Origin of the sequence: Natrinema salaciae (genome assembly GCF_900110865.1) — an archaeon.
GTDB lineage: Archaea > Halobacteriota > Halobacteria > Halobacteriales > Natrialbaceae > Natrinema > Natrinema salaciae.
In genome coordinates, this window is record NZ_FOFD01000008.1 from 176228 (window position 1) to 194317 (window position 18090).

The 18090-nt window shown below is 65.4% G+C and carries 21 protein-coding genes; 10 read left to right on the forward strand and 11 right to left on the reverse strand.

Annotated features, from left to right (window positions below; genetic code table 11):
* Nucleotides 1-7: 7 nt before the first annotated feature.
* From phoU to BMX07_RS22265, 5 genes are read right to left on the reverse strand one after another with little or no spacing between them, the layout of a single operon-like run.
* On the reverse strand, nt 8-718 hold the full coding sequence (gene phoU / locus BMX07_RS22245) for a phosphate signaling complex protein PhoU (RefSeq protein ID WP_090622769.1): 711 nt from the start codon (nt 716-718) through the stop codon (nt 8-10).
* Nucleotides 718-1629, reverse strand: a complete 912-nt coding sequence (pstB, locus tag BMX07_RS22250; RefSeq protein WP_090622773.1) for a phosphate ABC transporter ATP-binding protein PstB — start codon at nt 1627-1629, stop codon at nt 718-720. The genes phoU and pstB overlap by 1 nt, the downstream gene beginning before the upstream one ends.
* 1 nt (nt 1630) lies before the next feature.
* Complete coding sequence (pstA, locus tag BMX07_RS22255; protein WP_090622775.1) at nt 1631-3268, reverse strand: phosphate ABC transporter permease PstA; 1638 nt, start codon at nt 3266-3268, stop codon at nt 1631-1633.
* Between the two features lie 49 nt (nt 3269-3317).
* The gene (gene pstC / locus BMX07_RS22260) at nt 3318-4259 is read right to left on the reverse strand and encodes a phosphate ABC transporter permease subunit PstC (protein WP_090622779.1); all 942 of its coding nucleotides are present in this window, start codon (nt 4257-4259) and stop codon (nt 3318-3320) included.
* Between the two features lie 43 nt (nt 4260-4302).
* On the reverse strand, nt 4303-5280 hold the full coding sequence (locus BMX07_RS22265; protein ID WP_090622782.1) for a PstS family phosphate ABC transporter substrate-binding protein: 978 nt from the start codon (nt 5278-5280) through the stop codon (nt 4303-4305).
* A 547-nt stretch (nt 5281-5827) separates the two neighbouring features.
* Here BMX07_RS22265 and BMX07_RS22275 point away from each other — a divergent pair.
* The 6 genes from BMX07_RS22275 (at nt 5828) to BMX07_RS22300 (ending at nt 12128) form a co-directional block, all read left to right on the forward strand.
* On the forward strand, nt 5828-6823 hold the full coding sequence (locus BMX07_RS22275; RefSeq protein WP_090622789.1) for a phosphate uptake regulator PhoU: 996 nt from the start codon (nt 5828-5830) through the stop codon (nt 6821-6823).
* 81 nt (nt 6824-6904) lie between these two features.
* Complete coding sequence (locus tag BMX07_RS22280; RefSeq protein ID WP_090622793.1) at nt 6905-8179, forward strand: Single-stranded DNA binding protein; 1275 nt, start codon at nt 6905-6907, stop codon at nt 8177-8179.
* Entirely contained in the window at nt 8176-9894 is a 1719-nt protein-coding gene (locus BMX07_RS22285) for a hypothetical protein (protein WP_090622797.1), read from the forward strand. Before BMX07_RS22280 ends, BMX07_RS22285 begins: the two co-directional genes overlap by 4 nt.
* 10 nt (nt 9895-9904) lie before the next feature.
* The gene (locus tag BMX07_RS22290) at nt 9905-10738 is read left to right on the forward strand and encodes a metallophosphoesterase (protein ID WP_090622801.1); all 834 of its coding nucleotides are present in this window, start codon (nt 9905-9907) and stop codon (nt 10736-10738) included.
* Between the two features lie 185 nt (nt 10739-10923).
* Nucleotides 10924-11766, forward strand: a complete 843-nt coding sequence (locus BMX07_RS22295; RefSeq protein ID WP_090622805.1) for a hypothetical protein — start codon at nt 10924-10926, stop codon at nt 11764-11766.
* A 59-nt stretch (nt 11767-11825) separates the two neighbouring features.
* The gene (locus tag BMX07_RS22300; RefSeq protein WP_090622807.1) at nt 11826-12128 is read left to right on the forward strand and encodes a hypothetical protein; all 303 of its coding nucleotides are present in this window, start codon (nt 11826-11828) and stop codon (nt 12126-12128) included.
* 97 nt (nt 12129-12225) lie between these two features.
* Here BMX07_RS22300 and BMX07_RS22305 read toward each other — a convergent pair whose 3' ends face one another.
* Nucleotides 12226-12534, reverse strand: a complete 309-nt coding sequence (locus BMX07_RS22305) for a hypothetical protein (protein ID WP_090622811.1) — start codon at nt 12532-12534, stop codon at nt 12226-12228.
* A gap of 166 nt (nt 12535-12700) precedes the next feature.
* Between BMX07_RS22305 and BMX07_RS22310 the strand changes: the two genes are divergently transcribed.
* The gene (locus BMX07_RS22310; protein ID WP_090622815.1) at nt 12701-12934 is read left to right on the forward strand and encodes a MarR family transcriptional regulator; all 234 of its coding nucleotides are present in this window, start codon (nt 12701-12703) and stop codon (nt 12932-12934) included.
* Between the two features lie 123 nt (nt 12935-13057).
* Here the strand turns inward: BMX07_RS22310 and glnA are convergent, their stop codons facing one another.
* Nucleotides 13058-14413, reverse strand: coding sequence for a type I glutamate--ammonia ligase (gene glnA, locus BMX07_RS22315; protein ID WP_090622819.1), 1356 nt, complete (start codon nt 14411-14413; stop codon nt 13058-13060).
* A gap of 249 nt (nt 14414-14662) precedes the next feature.
* Nucleotides 14663-15001, reverse strand: coding sequence for a DUF8106 domain-containing protein (locus BMX07_RS22320; protein WP_090622823.1), 339 nt, complete (start codon nt 14999-15001; stop codon nt 14663-14665).
* 215 nt (nt 15002-15216) lie between these two features.
* Here BMX07_RS22320 and BMX07_RS22325 point away from each other — a divergent pair, with 215 nt between their 5' ends.
* Nucleotides 15217-15567, forward strand: a complete 351-nt coding sequence (locus tag BMX07_RS22325) for a thioredoxin family protein (RefSeq protein WP_090622827.1) — start codon at nt 15217-15219, stop codon at nt 15565-15567.
* Between the two features lie 139 nt (nt 15568-15706).
* Here the strand turns inward: BMX07_RS22325 and BMX07_RS22330 are convergent, their stop codons facing one another.
* Nucleotides 15707-16048: a hypothetical protein gene (locus BMX07_RS22330; protein ID WP_090622832.1), complete on the reverse strand. Its 342-nt coding sequence runs from the start codon at nt 16046-16048 to the stop codon at nt 15707-15709.
* Between the two features lie 95 nt (nt 16049-16143).
* Entirely contained in the window at nt 16144-16569 is a 426-nt protein-coding gene (locus BMX07_RS22335; RefSeq protein ID WP_090622839.1) for a hypothetical protein, read from the reverse strand.
* A 224-nt stretch (nt 16570-16793) separates the two neighbouring features.
* On the opposite strand from BMX07_RS22335, the gene BMX07_RS25530 reads away from it, so the two are divergent.
* Nucleotides 16794-16925 carry a hypothetical protein gene (locus tag BMX07_RS25530; protein WP_281246992.1) on the forward strand — a complete coding sequence of 44 codons (132 nt, stop codon included), beginning with the start codon at nt 16794-16796 and terminating at the stop codon, nt 16923-16925.
* Nucleotides 16926-16944: 19 nt separating this feature from the next.
* On the opposite strand, the gene BMX07_RS22340 is transcribed toward BMX07_RS25530, so the two are convergent.
* A complete protein-coding gene (locus BMX07_RS22340) occupies nt 16945-17172 on the reverse strand; it encodes a DUF8149 family protein (RefSeq protein ID WP_090622844.1) in 228 nt (75 codons plus the stop codon).
* A 517-nt stretch (nt 17173-17689) separates the two neighbouring features.
* Here BMX07_RS22340 and BMX07_RS22345 point away from each other — a divergent pair.
* Nucleotides 17690-18090, forward strand: a 401-nt coding sequence (locus BMX07_RS22345; protein ID WP_175480102.1) for a helix-turn-helix domain-containing protein, incomplete at its 3' end; no start/stop codon positions are given.

Genomic DNA, 18090 nt, shown 5'->3' on the forward strand with positions numbered 1-18090 from the left:
AGGACCATCACCGGAGCAGTTCCTCGGAGTTCTCGAGGGCGTACAGGGTCCGAGCGGCCACGTTCACCGCGTGGTCGCCGACGCGCTCTACGTCGCGAACGATCACGAGCGTTCGTGAGACGTCGGCGATCACGTCCGCGACCGGCGGCTCCCCGGTGTCGTGTCGGGCTCGCTGCCCGTTCCGAGCCTCGACGTGTAACTCGATGAGCGTCCGCACGACTCGCTCGGCGACCCTGGCACAGCGGGCGTCCAGTTCGTCGTCGCGCTCGGCGACGACGAAACAGGCCTCGGCATCGTCGGTGACGAACGCCTCGAGCGCACGCTCGACTTGTGTGCGCGCGAGCGCGGCAATTCGCTCGAAATCGACGTCGGGAAGCGGCGAGGAAGATTCGGTCGATTCCAGCGTGTACGCGGCCAGATCCGTCGCGAGGTCGCCCACTCGCTCGAGGTCGGTGACGATCTTGAACGCGGCGACGACGAACCGGAGGTCGCCCGCGAGGGGCTGGTGCAACGCCAGCAACTGGAGACACTCGCGCTCGACGGCGAGATACCGATCGTTGACGCTGTCGTCGCCCGCGACTACCTCGCGTGCGAGCGCTCGATCGTCGGTAAACAGCGCCGTCACGGCATCGCCGAGCCGCTCGACGACCAGGTCGCCCATCGCGACGACCGCGTCGCGAAGTCGCTCGAGGCGCTGTCGGTAGTCCTCGCGAGCCATCACCCGAACTTGCCGGTGATGTAGTCCTCGACGCGGTCGTGCTCGGGGTTCTCGAAGATCTTGTCGGTGTCGCCGAACTCGACGAGCTCGCCGCCGGTCAGGAAGACCGCCGTCTTGTCCGAAATTCGCGCGGCCTGTTGCATGTTGTGCGTGACGATGATCACCGTGTACTCCTCGGCCAGATCCTCGATCAGGTCCTCGATCTTCGAGGTCGCGATCGGATCGAGCGCCGAGGCCGGCTCGTCCATCAGGAGCACGTCCGGGTCCGGTGCGATCGCTCGCGCGATACAGAGCCGCTGTTGCTGGCCACCCGAGAGATCCAGCCCGCTCGAGTCCAGTTGGTCCTCGACCTCCTCGAGCAGCGCCGCCCGCTCGAGCGCCCGGTGGACTGTCTCGTCGACATCGACCGCTTTGTCCTGCACCTGGAGTCCGAACGCGACGTTGTCGCGGATGCTCTTGGGGAAGGGGTTCGGCGACTGGAAGACCATGCCGATCTTCCGGCGCAAGGCGACGGGGTCGACGTCGCCGTCGTAGACGTTCTTCCCCTCGAACCGGAGCTCCCCCTCGACGCGCGCGGCGTCGATGAGGTCGTTCATCCGATTGATACACCGGAGAAACGTCGATTTCCCGCAACCCGACGGACCGATGAGCGCCGTGACGCCGTTCTCCGGAATCTGGATGTCGACGTTCTGTAGGGCCTGGACGTCGTCGTAGAAGACGTCGAGCCCCCGCGTCTCGATCACCGCGTCGGCGTCCGCGGGCAGGGACCCGCTGTTGACGTCGAACGAGTCGCCGAGCAGCGAGTCGCTCGTCGCGTCGGATCGTGCGGTGGGTTCGGAGACGGTCGTTCCGCTGCCGTCCGTTCGCTGTTCGTCGCCGTCGTCGCTTTTCCGTGTGTCGTTTCGGGTCATTTTAGTCACGTCTCTGGTACTTATTGCGAAGCAGGATCGCGGTGCCGTTCATCATCAGCAGGACGACGAGCAGGGCGAGGACGCCGGCTGCGAGGACGCCGTGGTAGAAGTCCGGCTTGGCCAACTGTGCCCACGAGTAGAGCTGTCGCGGCATCGCACTGAACAGCCCGAAGAACGACCTCGGCGAGATCCGGACGGCCGCCGCGACGCCGACCATCAACAGCGGTGCCGTTTCACCGATCGCGCGACCGAGTGCGAGGATCGTCCCCGTAAGAATGCCGGGCATCGCTCGTGGCAGAACGACGGTCCGAACCGTCTGCCATCGCGTCGCTCCGATGCCGTAAGCTGCCTGCCGCTGCGAGTCGGGAACCGCCCGGATCGCCTCCTGTGCGGAGACGATGACGATCGGCAGAATGAGCAGTGAGACCGTCAGCCCGCCGACGATCACGATTCCGGGACGCAGCCCGCCCGCCTTGACGAACAGCGCCAGGCCGAGCAGTCCGTAGACCACCGACGGGACGCCGGCGAGATTCGCGATGTTGATCTCGATGAGTTCGACGACCGACCCGATCAGTCCGTCTTTCGGCGCGTACTCCTCGAGGTAGATCGCGGCACCGACGCCCACCGGAAACGCTGCGAGTGCGACGACGATGATCATCATCACCGACCCGACGAGCGCAGGATAGATGCCGGCTTCCCGCGGCGTCCGATTGTGAGCGCTGGTCAGGAACTCCCAGTCGAGCCAGACGTTCGGTCCGGTGAACCCGGCCGTTTCGACGACGACGGCACAGACGACTGCGCCAGCCGCGAATGCGACCGGTAACGCGAGTCCGGAGACGCCCTCACCGCCACTGAGAACCCGCTCGACGTACAGCCCGACGGGAACGCCAACGACCGTCGTCAGAATGAGCCACGTCGTCCAGGAGACGCCCGCGACCGGTCCGGCGACGACACCGAGGGTGGCCGCGGCGACCGTCGCCCCACCGGCGATCAGCCCCGCACGCTCGCTCTCGCGGGCGCGACGAACGTACCAGCCGACCGCCAACCCGATCGGCGCCACGAACGTTCCCAGAAGCGACAGCGCCGCAATTGGAAGGACCGGCAGCGACAGTATCATCCCTCGAAGGCTCGGAACGAGTCCCGGGATTCCGACGATGGTGAGCACGAGCACGACCGCGGCAACCGCGGTTCGCTCGAACGCTCCGCCCTCCCGAGCGCGATCGTGGAGCTCGAGCGCGCCGTACGCCACGATCGCGGCGACGACGAGCGCGAGCCACTCGTGTGGGGTGATTATGTGTCTGAAAACGATGCCAACGCCGCCGGCGAGCAGCGTCGCGGCGACGGGCAGTCCGAGCGCCGTGTACGCGACTTCACCCGCCCGTGGATCGAAGCGGTAGTAGTAGATCGAGAGGGCGACCGCCGGAACCACGACGGTCGCGACGACCGTCGCCCACCAGGCCGGATCGGCCGTTCCTGGTTCGATCGCGTCGACCGCCACGTAGACGAGAAAGACGAATACGAGGAACAGCGTGAGCAGCGTCGCGCCGAGGCAGCCGGCTTTGAACAGCAGACCGCGGAGCTGGCTCACCTGTCCGTCCGCGCCGAACCAGGCACCCGTCGACTCGTCGGTCGTCGCCATCAGCGACCCACCTCCGTTGCGAACGTGACGTTCGCGGTGGTCGCTCGGTTCATTGGTACTCCTCCCGGTAGCGTGCGGCGATACGGTTGCTGAGCAGGTTCATACTGAAGGTGATGGCGAACAGCGTCAGTCCGATCGCGAACATCGAGTAGTACCCGGCGGTTCCGCCGGACAGGTCCGTCGTCACCGCCTGCACCATTGCGGCGGTCATCGTCTGCCCGGAGTTGAGGAGATTCGCGAACGGCTGGGACGGGTCGAACATTCGGGCCCGGCTGCCGCCGGCCACCACGACGATCATCGTCTCGCCGATCGCCCGCGAGAGCGCCAGAATGTACGAGGAGAAGATCCCCGAGACCGACGCGGGGATGACGATCTTCGTCGAGACCTCGAACTTCGTGGCACCGAGGCCGTACCCCGCCTGTCGCAGCGAATCCGGCACGGCGCTCATCGCGTCCTCGCTGATCGAGGAGACCATCGGGATGATCATGATCCCGACCATGATCGACGCGGAAAGCAGGTTAAACAGGCTCACCTCGAGTCCCAACCCCTGAAGCCAGGGCGTCAGGTACACGAGCGCGAAGAACCCGTACACGACGGTCGGAATCCCTGCGAGGATCTCGAGCGCCGGTTTCAGCACCGACCGCATCCGATCGCTCGCATACTCGCTCAGATAGACCGCGGCCGCCGTGCCGATCGGGATCGCGACGAGCGCCGAGACGACCGTCACGATGAGCGTGGCGGTCAACAGCGGTAGGATACCGAGAATCGGGTTATCGCTCCGCAGAACCCACTCCGTTCCGGTAAAGAACGCGTACGGGTCGACGCGGCCAAAGAACTCCAAGGCGTCGACCGCCAGCGTGGCGACGATGCTGATCGTCACGAAGACTGTCAGTGCCGCACAGCAGAACAGCAATCCGTGGTACACCCGTTCCTTTACGATTCGTCCGTTCGCCGATCGCGTGAGATCGGCTTCTATTGATGTGTCACTCATTTTCTATTCGGTTTCCTCCAGAAAATCGAATCTGTCGCCCCCGTTACTCGCCCGCTGCGCTCTCGAGTTTGCTCATGTTCTCGTCGACCATATCCTGGCTCGCGGGGACGTAGCCGACCTCGTCCGCGATCCAATCGGCGCTGGATTTCTCGAGGTAGAACTTGACGAACTCGTAGACCTCCTCGCTCTGGAGGGAGCCCTCGGCGGGGTAGATGAACAGCGGTCGGGCCAGCGGATACGTTCCCTTGCTGGCCGCCTGCAGACTCGGAGCGGACGGTTCGTTGCTTTCGCTCTCTGCAATCTTGAGGGCCTTGACGCGGTCTTCGTTTTCGGCGTAGTACGCGTAGCCGAAGTACCCCATCGCGTACGGGCTGTTCTCGAGGCCCTGAATGATGGTGTTGTCGTCCTCGGTGCCCTCGTACTCGGTCCGGTGGCTGCCGCCGTTGACGTTCTCGCTGAACCAGTCGTAGGTACCCGAGGTCGTGTCGGGGCCGTAGAGCTTGAGGTCTTCGTCGGGCCAGTCGGAATTGACGTCGGACCACGTGGTGGCGCTGTCGTCGCCCCAGATCTGTGCCAGTTCGTCGAAGGTCATGCTATCGACCCAGTCGTTCTCGGGGCTGACGGCTACCGTGAGCGCGTCGCCCGCGATGTGCATCTCGATCGGCGAGACGTCGTTCTCGGCGCAGTGGTCTTTCTCTTCCTGTTTGATCGGCCGCGATGCGCCGTTGATGTCAGCGTTCCCGGGGCAGAAGTGGTTCTCGAAGCCGCCACCGCTCCCGGTCGGGTCGGTCGTGACGTTGACGCTCGGATGGTCCTCCATGAACCGCTGGGCCATCTCGTCCGAGATGGGGAAGACGGTACTCGACCCCTTGACGATGACCTCTCCGGAGAGTTCGTCGTCGTCACCGTTCCCGCTGCTCGTCTCGCTGCAGCCTGCGAGAGCTGCCACACCGGCGGCACCCGTTCCGGCGATGAACTTCCGTCGCGATACTGCGTCGCGTCCGAACTGGTTGTCTGCCATCACGTGGTTGATTCGAGAGGGTATAAAAAAGGGATGCTATGAATCATATATATCGATCAGTGACCACATATCTCTATATAGGCGCGTCGTGGCAGCGGCGGCGACGACCGAAAACGATGCCGTCGGCCGGAGTACCGGACGAACCCGGTCCAGCCGGATCTGGCTGTCATCGTTTCCTCGAGACTGCCGTCTGGGCATCGAGCGAAGTCGGTACCTTTCGATCGTCCGACACCCGATCGCTCCGTCGGCCGCTCGAGACGAGCCGGCGAGATGGAGTCCGTCGCGGATCGGCGGTCGCGTTCCGACTGCGAACCGTCACGCTACTCCGCCCGGTGTCACTGGAATACCTCCGGATTCTCGGACGAAAACGGAGTGGTGCCTATAACTATATATAACTATGTTTTGCACATCTTTCGACGGTATCGCTATGCACGCCTTCCTTCTTATATCGGCTGGTAGCAAGTCGCTACGGTCGATTATACCGACCTACCGACATCGCTCTATAGATCCACGTATATTTATATTCGAGCAGTCGAAACCGCGACCCATGGAGACGCGAAAGGTCCAGGTGACGGGCGGGTCGACGTACACCGTCTCGTTGCCGAAGACGTGGGCGACGGAGAACGACGTCAGCGCCGGGACGACCGTCGAGTTCTATCCGGAAGACGACGCGCTCTTGCTGACGCCACGCAGCGAAACCGATCGCCAGGAGGGAACGCTCGACATCTCGAACCTCGAGGGCGAGCGGCTGACCCGGGCCGTGATGACGATGTACGTCAGCGGCTTCGACATCATCAGGCTCGAGGCGGGCCGGATCACGACCGACCAGCGCCGAGCGATCCGCGACGCGACCCAGGGGCTGGTCGGCGTCGAGGTACTCGAGGAGACGACCGACAGCGTGGTCATCCAGGACCTGCTGGATTCCTCGGAGCTGTCGATCGTCAACGCCGTCACGCGCATGCGCCTGATCGCGCAGTCGATGCTCGAGGACGGGGTGCGGGCGCTGGTCGAGAACGACGACGACATCGCACACGACGTGATCGAGCGCGACGACGACGTCGACCGGCTCTGGCTCGTCGTCTCGCGGATCTTCCGCGCGACGCTTCGCTCTCCGCGCGCCGCCGAAGAACTGGGCGTTCCCCGGGAGGACTGCTTCGACTTCCACTCGAGCGCACGGCAGCTCGAGCGGGTCGCCGACCACGCCACCAAGATCAGCAACCTCGCGCTCAAACTCGACGAGATCCCGGAGCCCGTCGCGGCGGCGCTCGAGGAGCTCCACGGCGACGCCGCCACGGTCCTCGAGAAGTCGATGGATGCCCTGTTCGCCGAAGAGACGGGCAACGCAAACCGGCTCGGCCACGACGCCCGCGAGACCGTCCTCGAGATCGACGAGCACACGCGGACGCTCGACGATATGCTCCGCGATCTGGATCCGGTCCAGGCGCAGTCGCTGGGGCTGATCGTCGACTCGCTGTCCAGGAGCGCCGACTACGGCGGGAACATCGCGGAGACGGCGCTCCAGAAAGCCGCGCCCCGTCCCTGATCGATCCGTCGATCGCTCGTCGCCGTTCACTTTCACCGCCCTGCGGGAACGCTTTTTAAGCCCCAACTCGAAAGGCAAACGATGGAACTCGACGATCATGCCGAGGATCTCGCCTCCGACCTCGGTGTTGACAAAGAGGAGGTCAAATCCGACCTGCAGAACCTCGTAGAGTACAGCGTCCCGGTCGACGAGGCCAAACAGAGCCTCCGACGGAAGTACGGCGACGACTCCGGCGGCGGTGGCGCCGCGCCGTCCGCAAAGGACGTCGCCGAGATCGCGCCCGAGGACGGCAACGTCACCGTAACCGGCGTCGTCCTGACGGCCGGTGAGCGATCGATCCGCTATCAGGGCTCCGACCACGTCATCGTCGAAGGCCGGCTGGCCGACGAGACCGGGACGATCGATTACACCGCCTGGGAGGACTTCGGCCTCGAGCCCGGCGACACGATCACCGCGGGCAACGCCGGCGTCCGTGAGTGGGACGGCGAACCCGAACTCAACCTCGGCGAGAGCACCTCGCTGTCGTTCGACGAGGGATCGTTCGAGATCCCCTACGACGTCGGCGGTGAGGCGCAACTGGCCGACCTGCAGACCGGCGACCGCGCGGTCACCATCGAGGTCACCGTCCTCGAGTGCGAGCGCAAGACGATCGACGGTCGCGACGGCGAGACGGACATCCTGAGCGGCGTCTTCGGCGACGAAAGCGGCCGCCTCCCCTTTACGAACTGGGATCCCGCCCCGGAAATCGAGGACGGCGGCTCGGTCCGCATCGAGAACGCGTACGTTCAGGAGTTCCGTGGCGTCCCCGAAGTCAACGTCTCGGAGTTCTCGACGGTCACCGCACTCGACCGGGGTATCGACGTCGGCAGCGACACGTCGACGATGGACGTCGGCGACGCTGTCCGAACCGGCGGCATCTACGACGTCGAAGTCGTGGGCAACCTGCTCGCGGTCCGAGACGGCTCGGGGCTGATCCAGCGTTGTCCGGAGTGTTACCGCGTCATCCAGAAGGGGCAGTGCCGAACGCACGGCGACGTCGACGGGATCGACGACCTGCGCGTCAAGGCGATCCTCGACGACGGGACCGGCACCGTGACCGTCGTCCTCGACGACGACCTCACCGAACGGGTCTACGGCGGTACCCTGGACGACGCTCTCGAGCAGGCCCGCGAAGCCATGGATCAGGAGGTCGTCGCGGATCGGATCCGCGAACACATCGTCGGCCGCGAGTACCGCGTGCGCGGTCACCTCTCCGTCGACGAGTACGGCGCGAACCTCGACGCCGAGACCTTCGATGAGAGCGACGACGATCCGGCCGCCCGTGCGACGGCCTTCCTCAAGGAGGTGGACGCATGAGCGCGAACGGCAACGGCGACGGCGACGAGATTCCGGGGCGAGAACTCGCCTACCGCCTCTTCGCGGCCGAGTACGACGACGCCTCGCTGTCCTACGCCGAGAGCGACGAGGAGCGGGCCCCGAACTACGTGATCACGCCGACCGGCGCGCGGGTCAATCGCGTCTTCGCCGTCGGGACGCTGACCGAGGTCACGTCCGTCAACGACGAGATGGTCCGCGCCCGCGTCGTCGACCCGACCGGCGCGTTCGTCGTCTACGCCGGCCAGTATCAGCCCGACGAGCTCGCTTTCCTCGAGCAGGCCGAGCCGCCGGCGTTCGTCGCGGTGACGGGGAAGGCCCGGACGTTCCAGCCAGACGACTCGGATCAGGTCTACACCTCGATCCGACCCGAAAGCATCGCGACGGTCGACGCCGACACGCGAGACCGCTGGGTCGTCAGCGCGGCCGAACGGACGCTCGACCGGATCGGTACCTACGCCGCGGCCGCCGACCGCGGGGCGAGCGGTGACGCGGCGACCGACGCGCTGCTCGAGGCCGGCGTCGAATCGGGCCTGGCGGCCGGAATCCCGCTCGCCCAGGAGCACTACGGAACGACGCCGTCGTACCTCGCGGCGCTGCGCGAGTGCGCGGTCGAGGCGGTCGAAGTCGTCGCCGGCGACCGCGATCAGGTGCGGGGACTCGAGATCGCGCCAGACGCGACGAGTCCCGAGCACGACGCGACGTTCGCCGCGCTCGCCGACCTCGACGGCGTCGACACCGACGCGCTCGCGGCGAGTACCGCCTCCGAGCCCGAAGCGGAGCCCGAACCGGTCGCGGCGACGGCGGGCGGGAGCGGTGCGGCCGCCGATCCCGACAACACGCATTCCGGCTCCGCGGCGGGAACGGCGACGAGCGAGGGAACGAGTACCGCTGACTCCACCACTATCGATGCCGAACCGGACGCGAGCGACGCGGCGGCCGACGCCGACGGAGACTCGAGCGATGTCGACGACCCGACTTCCGGGACCGCGACCGCAGCCGCCGCGTCGACCAGCGACGACGAACCGGGTGCGTCCGACACGGACTCCTCCGAGACCGAGCACGACGAGGCGACCGGTGGCGACGCCGACGAGACGGCTGACGCCGTCGACGACGACCCCGACGAGGCCGACGACAAGCTTGGGGAGTTCGACGCCGCTGACGCGGACGACGGCATGTACGAGATGGACGAGGCGGAACGCGAACAGCTCGAGGAGGAGTTCGGCGCGGAGTTCACGACCGGTTCCGAAGTCGACGAGCCCGGCGAGGCTGGAATCGACGTTCCCGAGCCCGAGGAATCCGCGGCCGAGGAACTCGAGGACGACCCGGAACCCGCCGATTCCGACGACGACCTCGGGAGCCCGCCCGAATCGGGCCTAGCGGCCGCCGACGAGGGAGAAGACGCCCTCGAGTCGGACGGCGAACCCGAATCGGAGCCGGCGGCCGGTGAGGACGAGCCGACCGCCGACGAGGAGCCCGAGAGCGACGAACCGGCTGCCGACGTCGACCTCGAGGACTACGTCGTCGAGACCATGGAAGCGCTCGACGACGGTGACGGTGCCGACCGGACGACGCTGATCGAGACGGTCGCCGACGACACCGGCGCGTCCGCGGACGAGGTCGAAGACGCCATTCAGGACGCCCTGATGGGCGGCCAGTGTTACGAGCCCGACGACGAGACGCTGAAAGCGATCTGATCGGGCGACCATGCCGGACGATCCCCGCCGTTCCGCGTCCGCGTCGACACCGGCCCGCGTCGAACCCGTTCCCGGCGAACCGGCCGCGACGGCCACGGTCGGCGGCGAGCGCGCCGTACTCGTCGCCGACTACCACGCCGGCTACGAGGCCGGACTCCGATACGAGCGCGGCGTCGACGTGCCCAGCCGCGCGCCCGACCGTCGGGAGCGGCTACTGGCGCTGCTCGAGCGGACCCGTCCCGATCGCCTGCTCGTCCTCGGCGACCTCATGCACTCGATCGGCGATCCGGGCGGCGCCGAACGCGGCGAGTTGGAGGTGCTGTTCGAGTCGTTCCCTGCCGAGCTCTCGGTCACCGTCGTCAAGGGCAACCACGACGGCCGAATCGAAACCTGGCTGGCGGACGGCGACGATATCCGAGCCGACGTCACCGTCGTTCCCGGTGACGGCGTCGTGCTCGACGACGTCGGTGTCTGTCACGGTCACACGTGGCCAGCGCCGGCGGTCCTCGAGAGCGACGTCCTCTGTCTGGGTCACGAACACCCCTGTGTGCGACTCGAGGACGAGGTGGGCGGGAGCCGCGTCGAGCGCGCGTGGCTCCGCGGCCGGCTGGACCCTGCCCCGTTTCGCGACCGCCCCGAGTACGAGGGGGTGTCGTGGCTCGAGCGGGTCGACGAATCGCCGCCCGAGATGGTCGTGTTCCCGGCGTTCAACGATCTCGTGGGCGGAACCTGGATCAACGTCGCCGGCCAGTCGTTTCTCTCACCGTTCGTCCCGGCCGGGCTGGCGGAGGGCGAAGCCTACCTGCTGGACGGGACGCGGCTCGGGCCGTACGAATCGGTGTGACGATCGAACGACGTGCCCGCCACTGGACCGTTTTCCGAACTGGAACCGGGGAGTTCGTCTCGAAACCGAATCGGTGGCGACGCTTCGACTATCGGGCCGGCAATCGGAGACCGCGTCGGAACGTAGTTCGGTTGCCCCCCTCATAATATCAACGTGTTTATCAAATTGGCGTTCGAACGAGGCGTATGTCGTTCCGTCAACCATCTGCAACGTTCTTCGCCATCGTCGCAGGGGGGTACGTCGGTCTCGTGGCCACGGGCATGACGGGGTTCGCAATCGGGTCGGGATACGTCACGCAGTGGTCCGTGGCGATCGGCGCGTGTGTCGGGATCGTCACGGCCGTCCGCAGCTATACCTGGGACGCGCCTGCGACGGTCCTCATCCGGACGCGAGTGTCTCATTTCCTGTTCGGAGTGCCCCTCGTCCCGTTTTTCGCGAGTCCGTTTCTCACGCTTTTCGGGCGTCGCGGCTACGAGACCGCCGTAACTGCCTGGCTCGGCGAACTGCTCGTCATCGCGAGCGCGGGGGTGCTCTTTTATCTCGTCACGGTGAACCGCCACGTCGCATCCCTCCGCGAGCGAGAGCGGGTTCTCGCCGAGTGGACTGCACGTCCGGATACCCGGTATCGTCGACTCCTTCGTGGCCTCGGTGTCAGTCTCGGTTGCGTCTCTATCGTCGGCAGTTTCGTTCTCAGTCTGTCGTTCGATATAGCGATAAATCCGTTCGCTGGGATCGGCGGCGCGATGATCGGCCAGGCCATCACTACAGGCCGATGTCAAACGTACACGCTCTTCGAAAGCGGGCTGTGCGTTCGCCGATCGAAGACGGTCAATTACCAGTTCGTTCCCCGGGGTCAGTTGCGATCCGTCGACCTCACGGACGATCGACTCGAGATCCGCCGCGGACTCCCCTGGCCTCTTCCGATTCGGTGTGCGACGACGACGATGGCACGGCCGACGCAGGTCGCGGACACGCTCACGGCGGTACTCGACCCGGTCCGTCGAACGTCTGGCACTCGAGATGCGTGAACGGCCATCCAAGCGAATGGAAGTCGAACCGCCATTTCTCGGCCGAGCGAATTCACGGTATGTCGATGGAAACGTCTCGCCTCGAGGTCCGAGAAGCGGAGCGGAACGGGATCGACGCCGACGTCTACGACGAGACGGGGATCGTCGAGGAATCGACACGACTCGCCTCCGACGACTTCGATCTCGAGCCGCCGGCGGCGCGGGACGGGGAGCCGACCGCCGCGACGGAGGTGACGGCCGACGTGACGGCGCTCGACCCGCAGCTCGAACGCGACGGCGCCGGGTTCGTCGTCCGACTGGTGGGCGATCGCGACGAACGGGCGAGGGTCCGGATCGACGACGAGGAGTGGGACCTCGCCTGAACGGCCGTCGTTCGTCGTCCGAGGAGAACGCGCGGGTCCGCCGATCGCTGGTCCGAGCGTCGGCCATCCCGACGAGAGTCGCCGGATCGACGAGTCGTTACCGCCGTTCGGTGTGGGATCTGATCTCGTCGCCGTCACGCCACTGGTAGTAGTAGTACTCGGTCCCCCCGATCTCCGTCACCGAGACGCTCGCTCGCTCCGGGACATCGTCGGGATACGCGTCCGGTTCGGCCGTCGCCGATCCCGTCTCGCGGTCGGTCCGCCGTTCGTTCCACGCCGCCAGTTCCTCGAGATAGTCGCTCACCGCACGGAGCGTCGGGGCGTCCCGTCCGGCGAGTTCGTCGAGCGCCTCGCGGCCCGTCCGGTCCAGTTCCGACGGTGGCGTCGGCCGCTCGTCCGCGGTCATACCCATCGATGGGGTGGGAACGACCGTAAAACGTGGTCTTTCGCACCGGGTCGTCCTGATCGGCGGCTTGGGGCGTGTTAACTCGGCCTATATTGAGTCCTAATATCCATCAGTACCCCAACGAGGTGTGGATTTATATACACGAACGAGGTGGCTACTGCTGCCAATGCGTTCACAGAAACACCGCTCCGCGACCCAGGTCGATCCGGTTCCCGACGACCTCGAGTCGGCCCGCGCGAAGCTCGTGTACATCTACCTCGAGGTGACCGGCGGCGCGACGATCGAAGAGCTCGGCGAAGTGCTGGCGATGAAGAAGATCAACAGTCTGAGCGTGTTACACTCGCTCTCGAGTGCCGGCCACGTCGAGCGATCGGGATCGGAGTACGTCGTCGCGAACTGATCGTCTGCGGTCGGCCTCGGAGCCGTCGGAACCGTCGCTATTGCCGTCGTGGTCTCGTCGAAAACGAAATCGGAGCAGCGAGCCGTGCGCCGCGGACGGCGACCGACGCGTCGTCGCAGTCGGTTAGAACGTCTCGAGGTAGCGGTCGAGTTCCCAGTCGGAGACGTCGACGAGGTAGTCCTCGAACTCCTGTCGCTTGGCCTCGACGAATTTCGGCCCGACGTGCTCGCCGAGCGCGTCGTAGATGACCTCGTCGTCCTCGAGCGCGTCGACGGCCTCGCCGAGGTTCGTCGGCAGCGTGTCGATGCCGTACTCCTCGCGTTTTGCCTCGTCGAACTCGTAGATGTTCTCCCGAACCGGGTCCGGACAGTCGAGATCGCGTTCGATCCCGTCGAGACCGGCGTGGATCATGGTGGCGAGCGCGAGGTAAGGGTTACAGGACGGGTCCGGCGAGCGCAGTTCGACGCGCGACGCCGCGGGGACGCGGGCCGCGGGCTTGCGGATCAGCGCCGAGCGGTTGCGGTCGGACCAGGCGACGTAGACCGGCGCTTCGTAGCCCGGCACCAGCCGCTTGTAGCTGTTGACCGTCGGGTTCGCGATCGCCGTGATCGCCGGCGCGTGCTCGAGGACACCGGCGATAAAGGAGTGAGCGGTCTCCGAGAGGTCGAACTCGTCGTCCTCGTCGTGGAACGCGTTCTCGCCGTCCTCGGTGAACAGCGAGAGGTGGGTGTGCATCCCCGAGCCGTTGATCCGCGGGATCGGCTTGGGCATGAACGTCGCGTGCTGGTCGTGCTGGGCGGCGATCGCGCGCACGACGGTGCGGAAGGTCGCGACGTTGTCGGCCGTCGTCAGCGCGTCGTCGTACTCGAAGTTGATCTCGTGTTGCCCCTCAGCGACCTCGTGGTGGCTCGCCTCGATCTCGAAGCCCATGTCCTCGAGGCCGTAGATGATGTCGCGGCGAACGTCGGAAGCGAGGTCTTTCGGCGCGAGGTCGAAGTAGCCGCCGTGGTCGCCCGTCTCGGTCGTCGCGCGGCCGTCCTCGTCCTCTTCGAAGAGGAAGAACTCCGGCTCGGGCGCGGCGTTGACCGTGTATCCCAGGTCGTCGGCGCGCTCGAGTGCGTTTCTGAGGACGCGCCGCGGGTCGCCTTCGAACGGCTCACCGGTCGAGGTGTCGATGACGTCGCAGATCATGCGGGCCGACGCGCCATCCTCGCGGTTCTGCCACGGAAGGATCGCGAACGTGTCGGGATCGGGCTTGAGTCGCATGTCCGACTCCTGAATGCGCACGAACCCCTCGATCGAGGAGCCGTCGAAGTAGATCCCCTCGGTGAACGCCTTCTCGGCCTGCCGGGCCGGCACGGAGACGTTCTTGACAGTTCCCAGAATGTCGGTAAACTGCAGGCGAAGGAAGTCGATGTCTTCCGCCTCGATTTCGTCCAGTACGGCCTCTTCCGTTGCGGTCAGATTTCCGTTCGTCATTTTCTGCTCGCCTAAGTCAACGGATGCCACTATTAAAGCTCTACTGTTGTTGGCTAATATCCGCAAATGCTCTCAAAAATGGACGAATGGTGTTTATAATATGGAGTATTCCGAGGGGAGATGACATCAGCGGAGAAAACGGCGGTGAAATTGAATAGTCGTGTGGGTGTGCGGCTGTCTCCGGACGGCATCGCCTCTCGAATCCGGCCGCGCCACCGTTCGTCGAGCCGAGCGACGGGGACCGTGCGTCTATCGGACGCCGGCGGTCGGATGGACGCGTAGCAGGGCCGTCAGACTCGTGAAACCGAGATCGACGCTCGCCCGCCAGACCGTCGCCGACGTGCGGATCGTTCGACGCCAGGCCGCCACCGGTCCGACCGTCGCGCGCCTGTCGGACCGCTCGTTCGACCGCGGCCGCTTCGTGAGCGTGATCCCACAGTCGGGGCAGACGTAGGCGACACATCGGTCGCGGGACTGCACCACCCAGTCGCCGTCGACCGGGCTCGAGTGGTCACACTCCCGGCAGAACAGGGTCGCTTTCCGCGGCGTCGGCGCACCGTCGTCGTGGGTAGTTGCGGGCCGAGTCATCGAGCGGGGGTACAGGGTCCAGCTATAAAGTCCCGCCCCGTGAGCGGTTCACACAATACGGTTCGGCGGTGAATCTTCGGTGCGATACCGTCAATCGGGCCGAAGAATGTGACGTGTCCACGTCACGCAGCCCATCGCCGACGCGCTCGTCCCCGACTGCTCGAGACAGTTCGCCTGCCGTCAGGTGTTTCCGCGACGGACCCCTACCCGCCGCTATGGCCGCGACCAGCAAACCGAGCCGACTCGAGACGGGCGACGAGCTCGACGACTTCGTAGCGAGCCACGACGTGGCGCTGGTGGAGTTTTACACCAGCGGCTGTGCGCTGTGCCAGGCGATGGAGCCGGTGCTGGGGAACGTCGCCCGCGCGACGGACGTCTCCATCGGACTGGTCAATCCGGGCGACGACATCGAACTCGTCGATCGGTTCGACATCCGGTCGGTGCCGACGCTGATCCTGTTCGAGGACGGGAACGAGACCGCCCGGCTGGCGGAGGGGTTCCAGGGCGGTGACGCCGTGACCGACTTCCTCGCGGAGCACGTTCCGACCGCCGTCGACGCCGACTGATGCCGTCGGGCCCGGGCCGATCGCGTCGCTCAGCGAGTCAACGACACCGCTCGAAGCGGTCCGCTCGAGCCGAACGGCGACCCGGAAGACGAGCGCCGACTGTCCGGTCGATATCCCGGGCGGTCGGTGCGCCTCGACGCTACTCGTCGCGCTCGAGGTCGCTCGGATCCAGCTCGCCCGCGAGGTACTCTTCGCCCGCATCGGTAAGCATGTACATGCCGGGCATGGGGCGGTTCAGGAGCCCGTACGCGGTCATTTCACGACATCGGTAGGCCGCGTACTTCGCCGGGCAGATCCCTTCGTCGTCGAACTGTACTGGCTCGAAGGCGTCTTCCGACTCCATGAACTCGAGAATCCGCTTGTCGGCGGGTTCCATCCAGTCGGCGTCGGTCTCCTCGACGTCGGCCTCGTCTGCGGCAGGGTCCTCGGTGTCGGTATTCGCGTCCGTACTCCCGTCCGCGTCGGGCGTCGAATCGTCCATGGTCTCCCTTCGAGACCCTGCCGGGAGTATGTTTACGTCTCGGTCGGCGATCGGCGTCGACCGACGGAGCGCGGCCGCGTGAGAGCGGCGGTGAATCAGGACTGCGACCGTTCCGGCGTGCCGTAATCGACGTGAACGTTGGGAGTTGTCGCCGGTTCCAGACCGGTGATTCCGCGGTCGACGAACGTGACGGCCGTCAGCTCGCCGGTGAACCGGAACGTTACCGTGTCGCTCGCGACGGTTCCCTCGACCGCTGTACCCGAGAGGATGGTTACCGCCGCCTGCGGGTCGTCGGCGAGCTCGATCTCGCCGTCGACGGTGAGTTCGAAACTCGAGGGTGTTCCCTGTCCCATGATCGTCAGCGTGTTCGGGAGGGCCCCACCGTCGTCGGCTCCGGTCCTCGTCGCGGCGATCGTCGCCGTCGCGGTCGTTTCGGTGCCGACCGGCGAGGGAATCAGCTCTTCCGCATCGGCTGTAAACTGGCTGTTGTCGGGGTCAGCTGTCGCGTTGTCGCGAACCATATGGTGGACACAGTCGGGTATGACAGTATAAGCCTTCTCACTGAACCAACGGTCGGAACGGGCGAAATATAACCTCTCGAGCGGAACGGACGCGGAATTTTGATCGAAGAAACTGGATCGCTACACTGTCATCGAGATCGCACGTCGAACGGGAGTACCGGATCATCGGCGGATTCCGATTGCAGGGCCAACTCTCGTCCCAGTGATCGGCGTAGCGCGGGGGGATGGACCCGAAACGTTCGGACGTCAGACTCGACGACGCGCCCGACGAGGACGGTATCGTCACCAGGGTGCTCCGATCGGAGCGGTCGTCGCGTTCACTGATCGACAACCTCCGCGAGTACCTCGGTCGCTAACCCGAGCGTGACCGGCCGCTCAGGCCCCGTCCTCGAGCAATCCCAGTTCGGCCGCGACGAGGTCCGCGATGCGGTCGGCGACGTCGGGATCGACCTCGGCGACGTCGTCGCCGTCGTGGAGCTGCTCGTTGTGCCGGTCGATGGCGTCGGCGACGGTCGAGAGGGGAACGCGGGACGTCGTTTCGCAGTCGGGACAGACGACCGGGACGCGGGGCGTGTCCTCGTCCGATTCGCTCGTGTTCGTCATTTGTCGAGCGTCTCGCGCCGACCGTGAAAATCTAATTGGTTCCGGCGACCGCGATTCGATCCCGCTCCGTTTCGGTCGGCATCCACGGCGACGGCTCGAGGGCTGACGCGGCGCTCGTTGCCGCGTGACTGTCCCACATATTCGCCGGTTCACCGCACTCGTCCGCCGGGTTTCGTCACGAGTCTCACAGTTGGCCGGCAGAACTATTTCGGTTCGACCGAATTATTCGGTAGACGGGGGTACGACAGTCTGTCGGTGGGTCTCCCCATCCGAACCGTCCGCCCCGTCACGACGCGCAAGGAGCTCCATGGTTCCCGGCTACACGCGTAGCCGTTCCCTGTCTTTCGTCTCTCCGATTCGCGAGCGAGCGGTCTTAGCTGGAAAATAGGGCGCTAAGCCCCCTTCCTCAGCGAGCGGCGAAGCCGCGAGCAGGGAGGGGATACAGCGCCCGCACGACTCTCAACCGTTCTAGTCAAAACGCTTAACAAATCAGAACCACTTGCAAGGAGCAAGTCGCATGGAGTACAGTCCACGATACAGGCTCTTTCCGACGACCGAGCAGCGAGAGAGCCTCGACTGGACTCGTGACATCGTGCGACAAGTCTACAACCACGCACTCCACGAATTCAACCAAATACCAGAAAACGAAGGTACACTTCGACAGCGCGTTTGGAAAGTTCGCGACGACCTACCCAACCTCAAGCAATATTGGACCGAACTCAACAAGGTCTACTCCACCGTGTTGCAGAAAGCTGTCGAACGCATCCGCAATAACATTACCAATCTTGGAAAGCTCAAATCCAAGGGCTATGATGTTGGCTCGTTGAACTGGAAAGGACCGCGAGAGTACAGGAGTTTCACGTATCGGCAATCAGGCTTCGAACTCGACAAAAAGAGTGGCCCACGAGACCGTGCAAT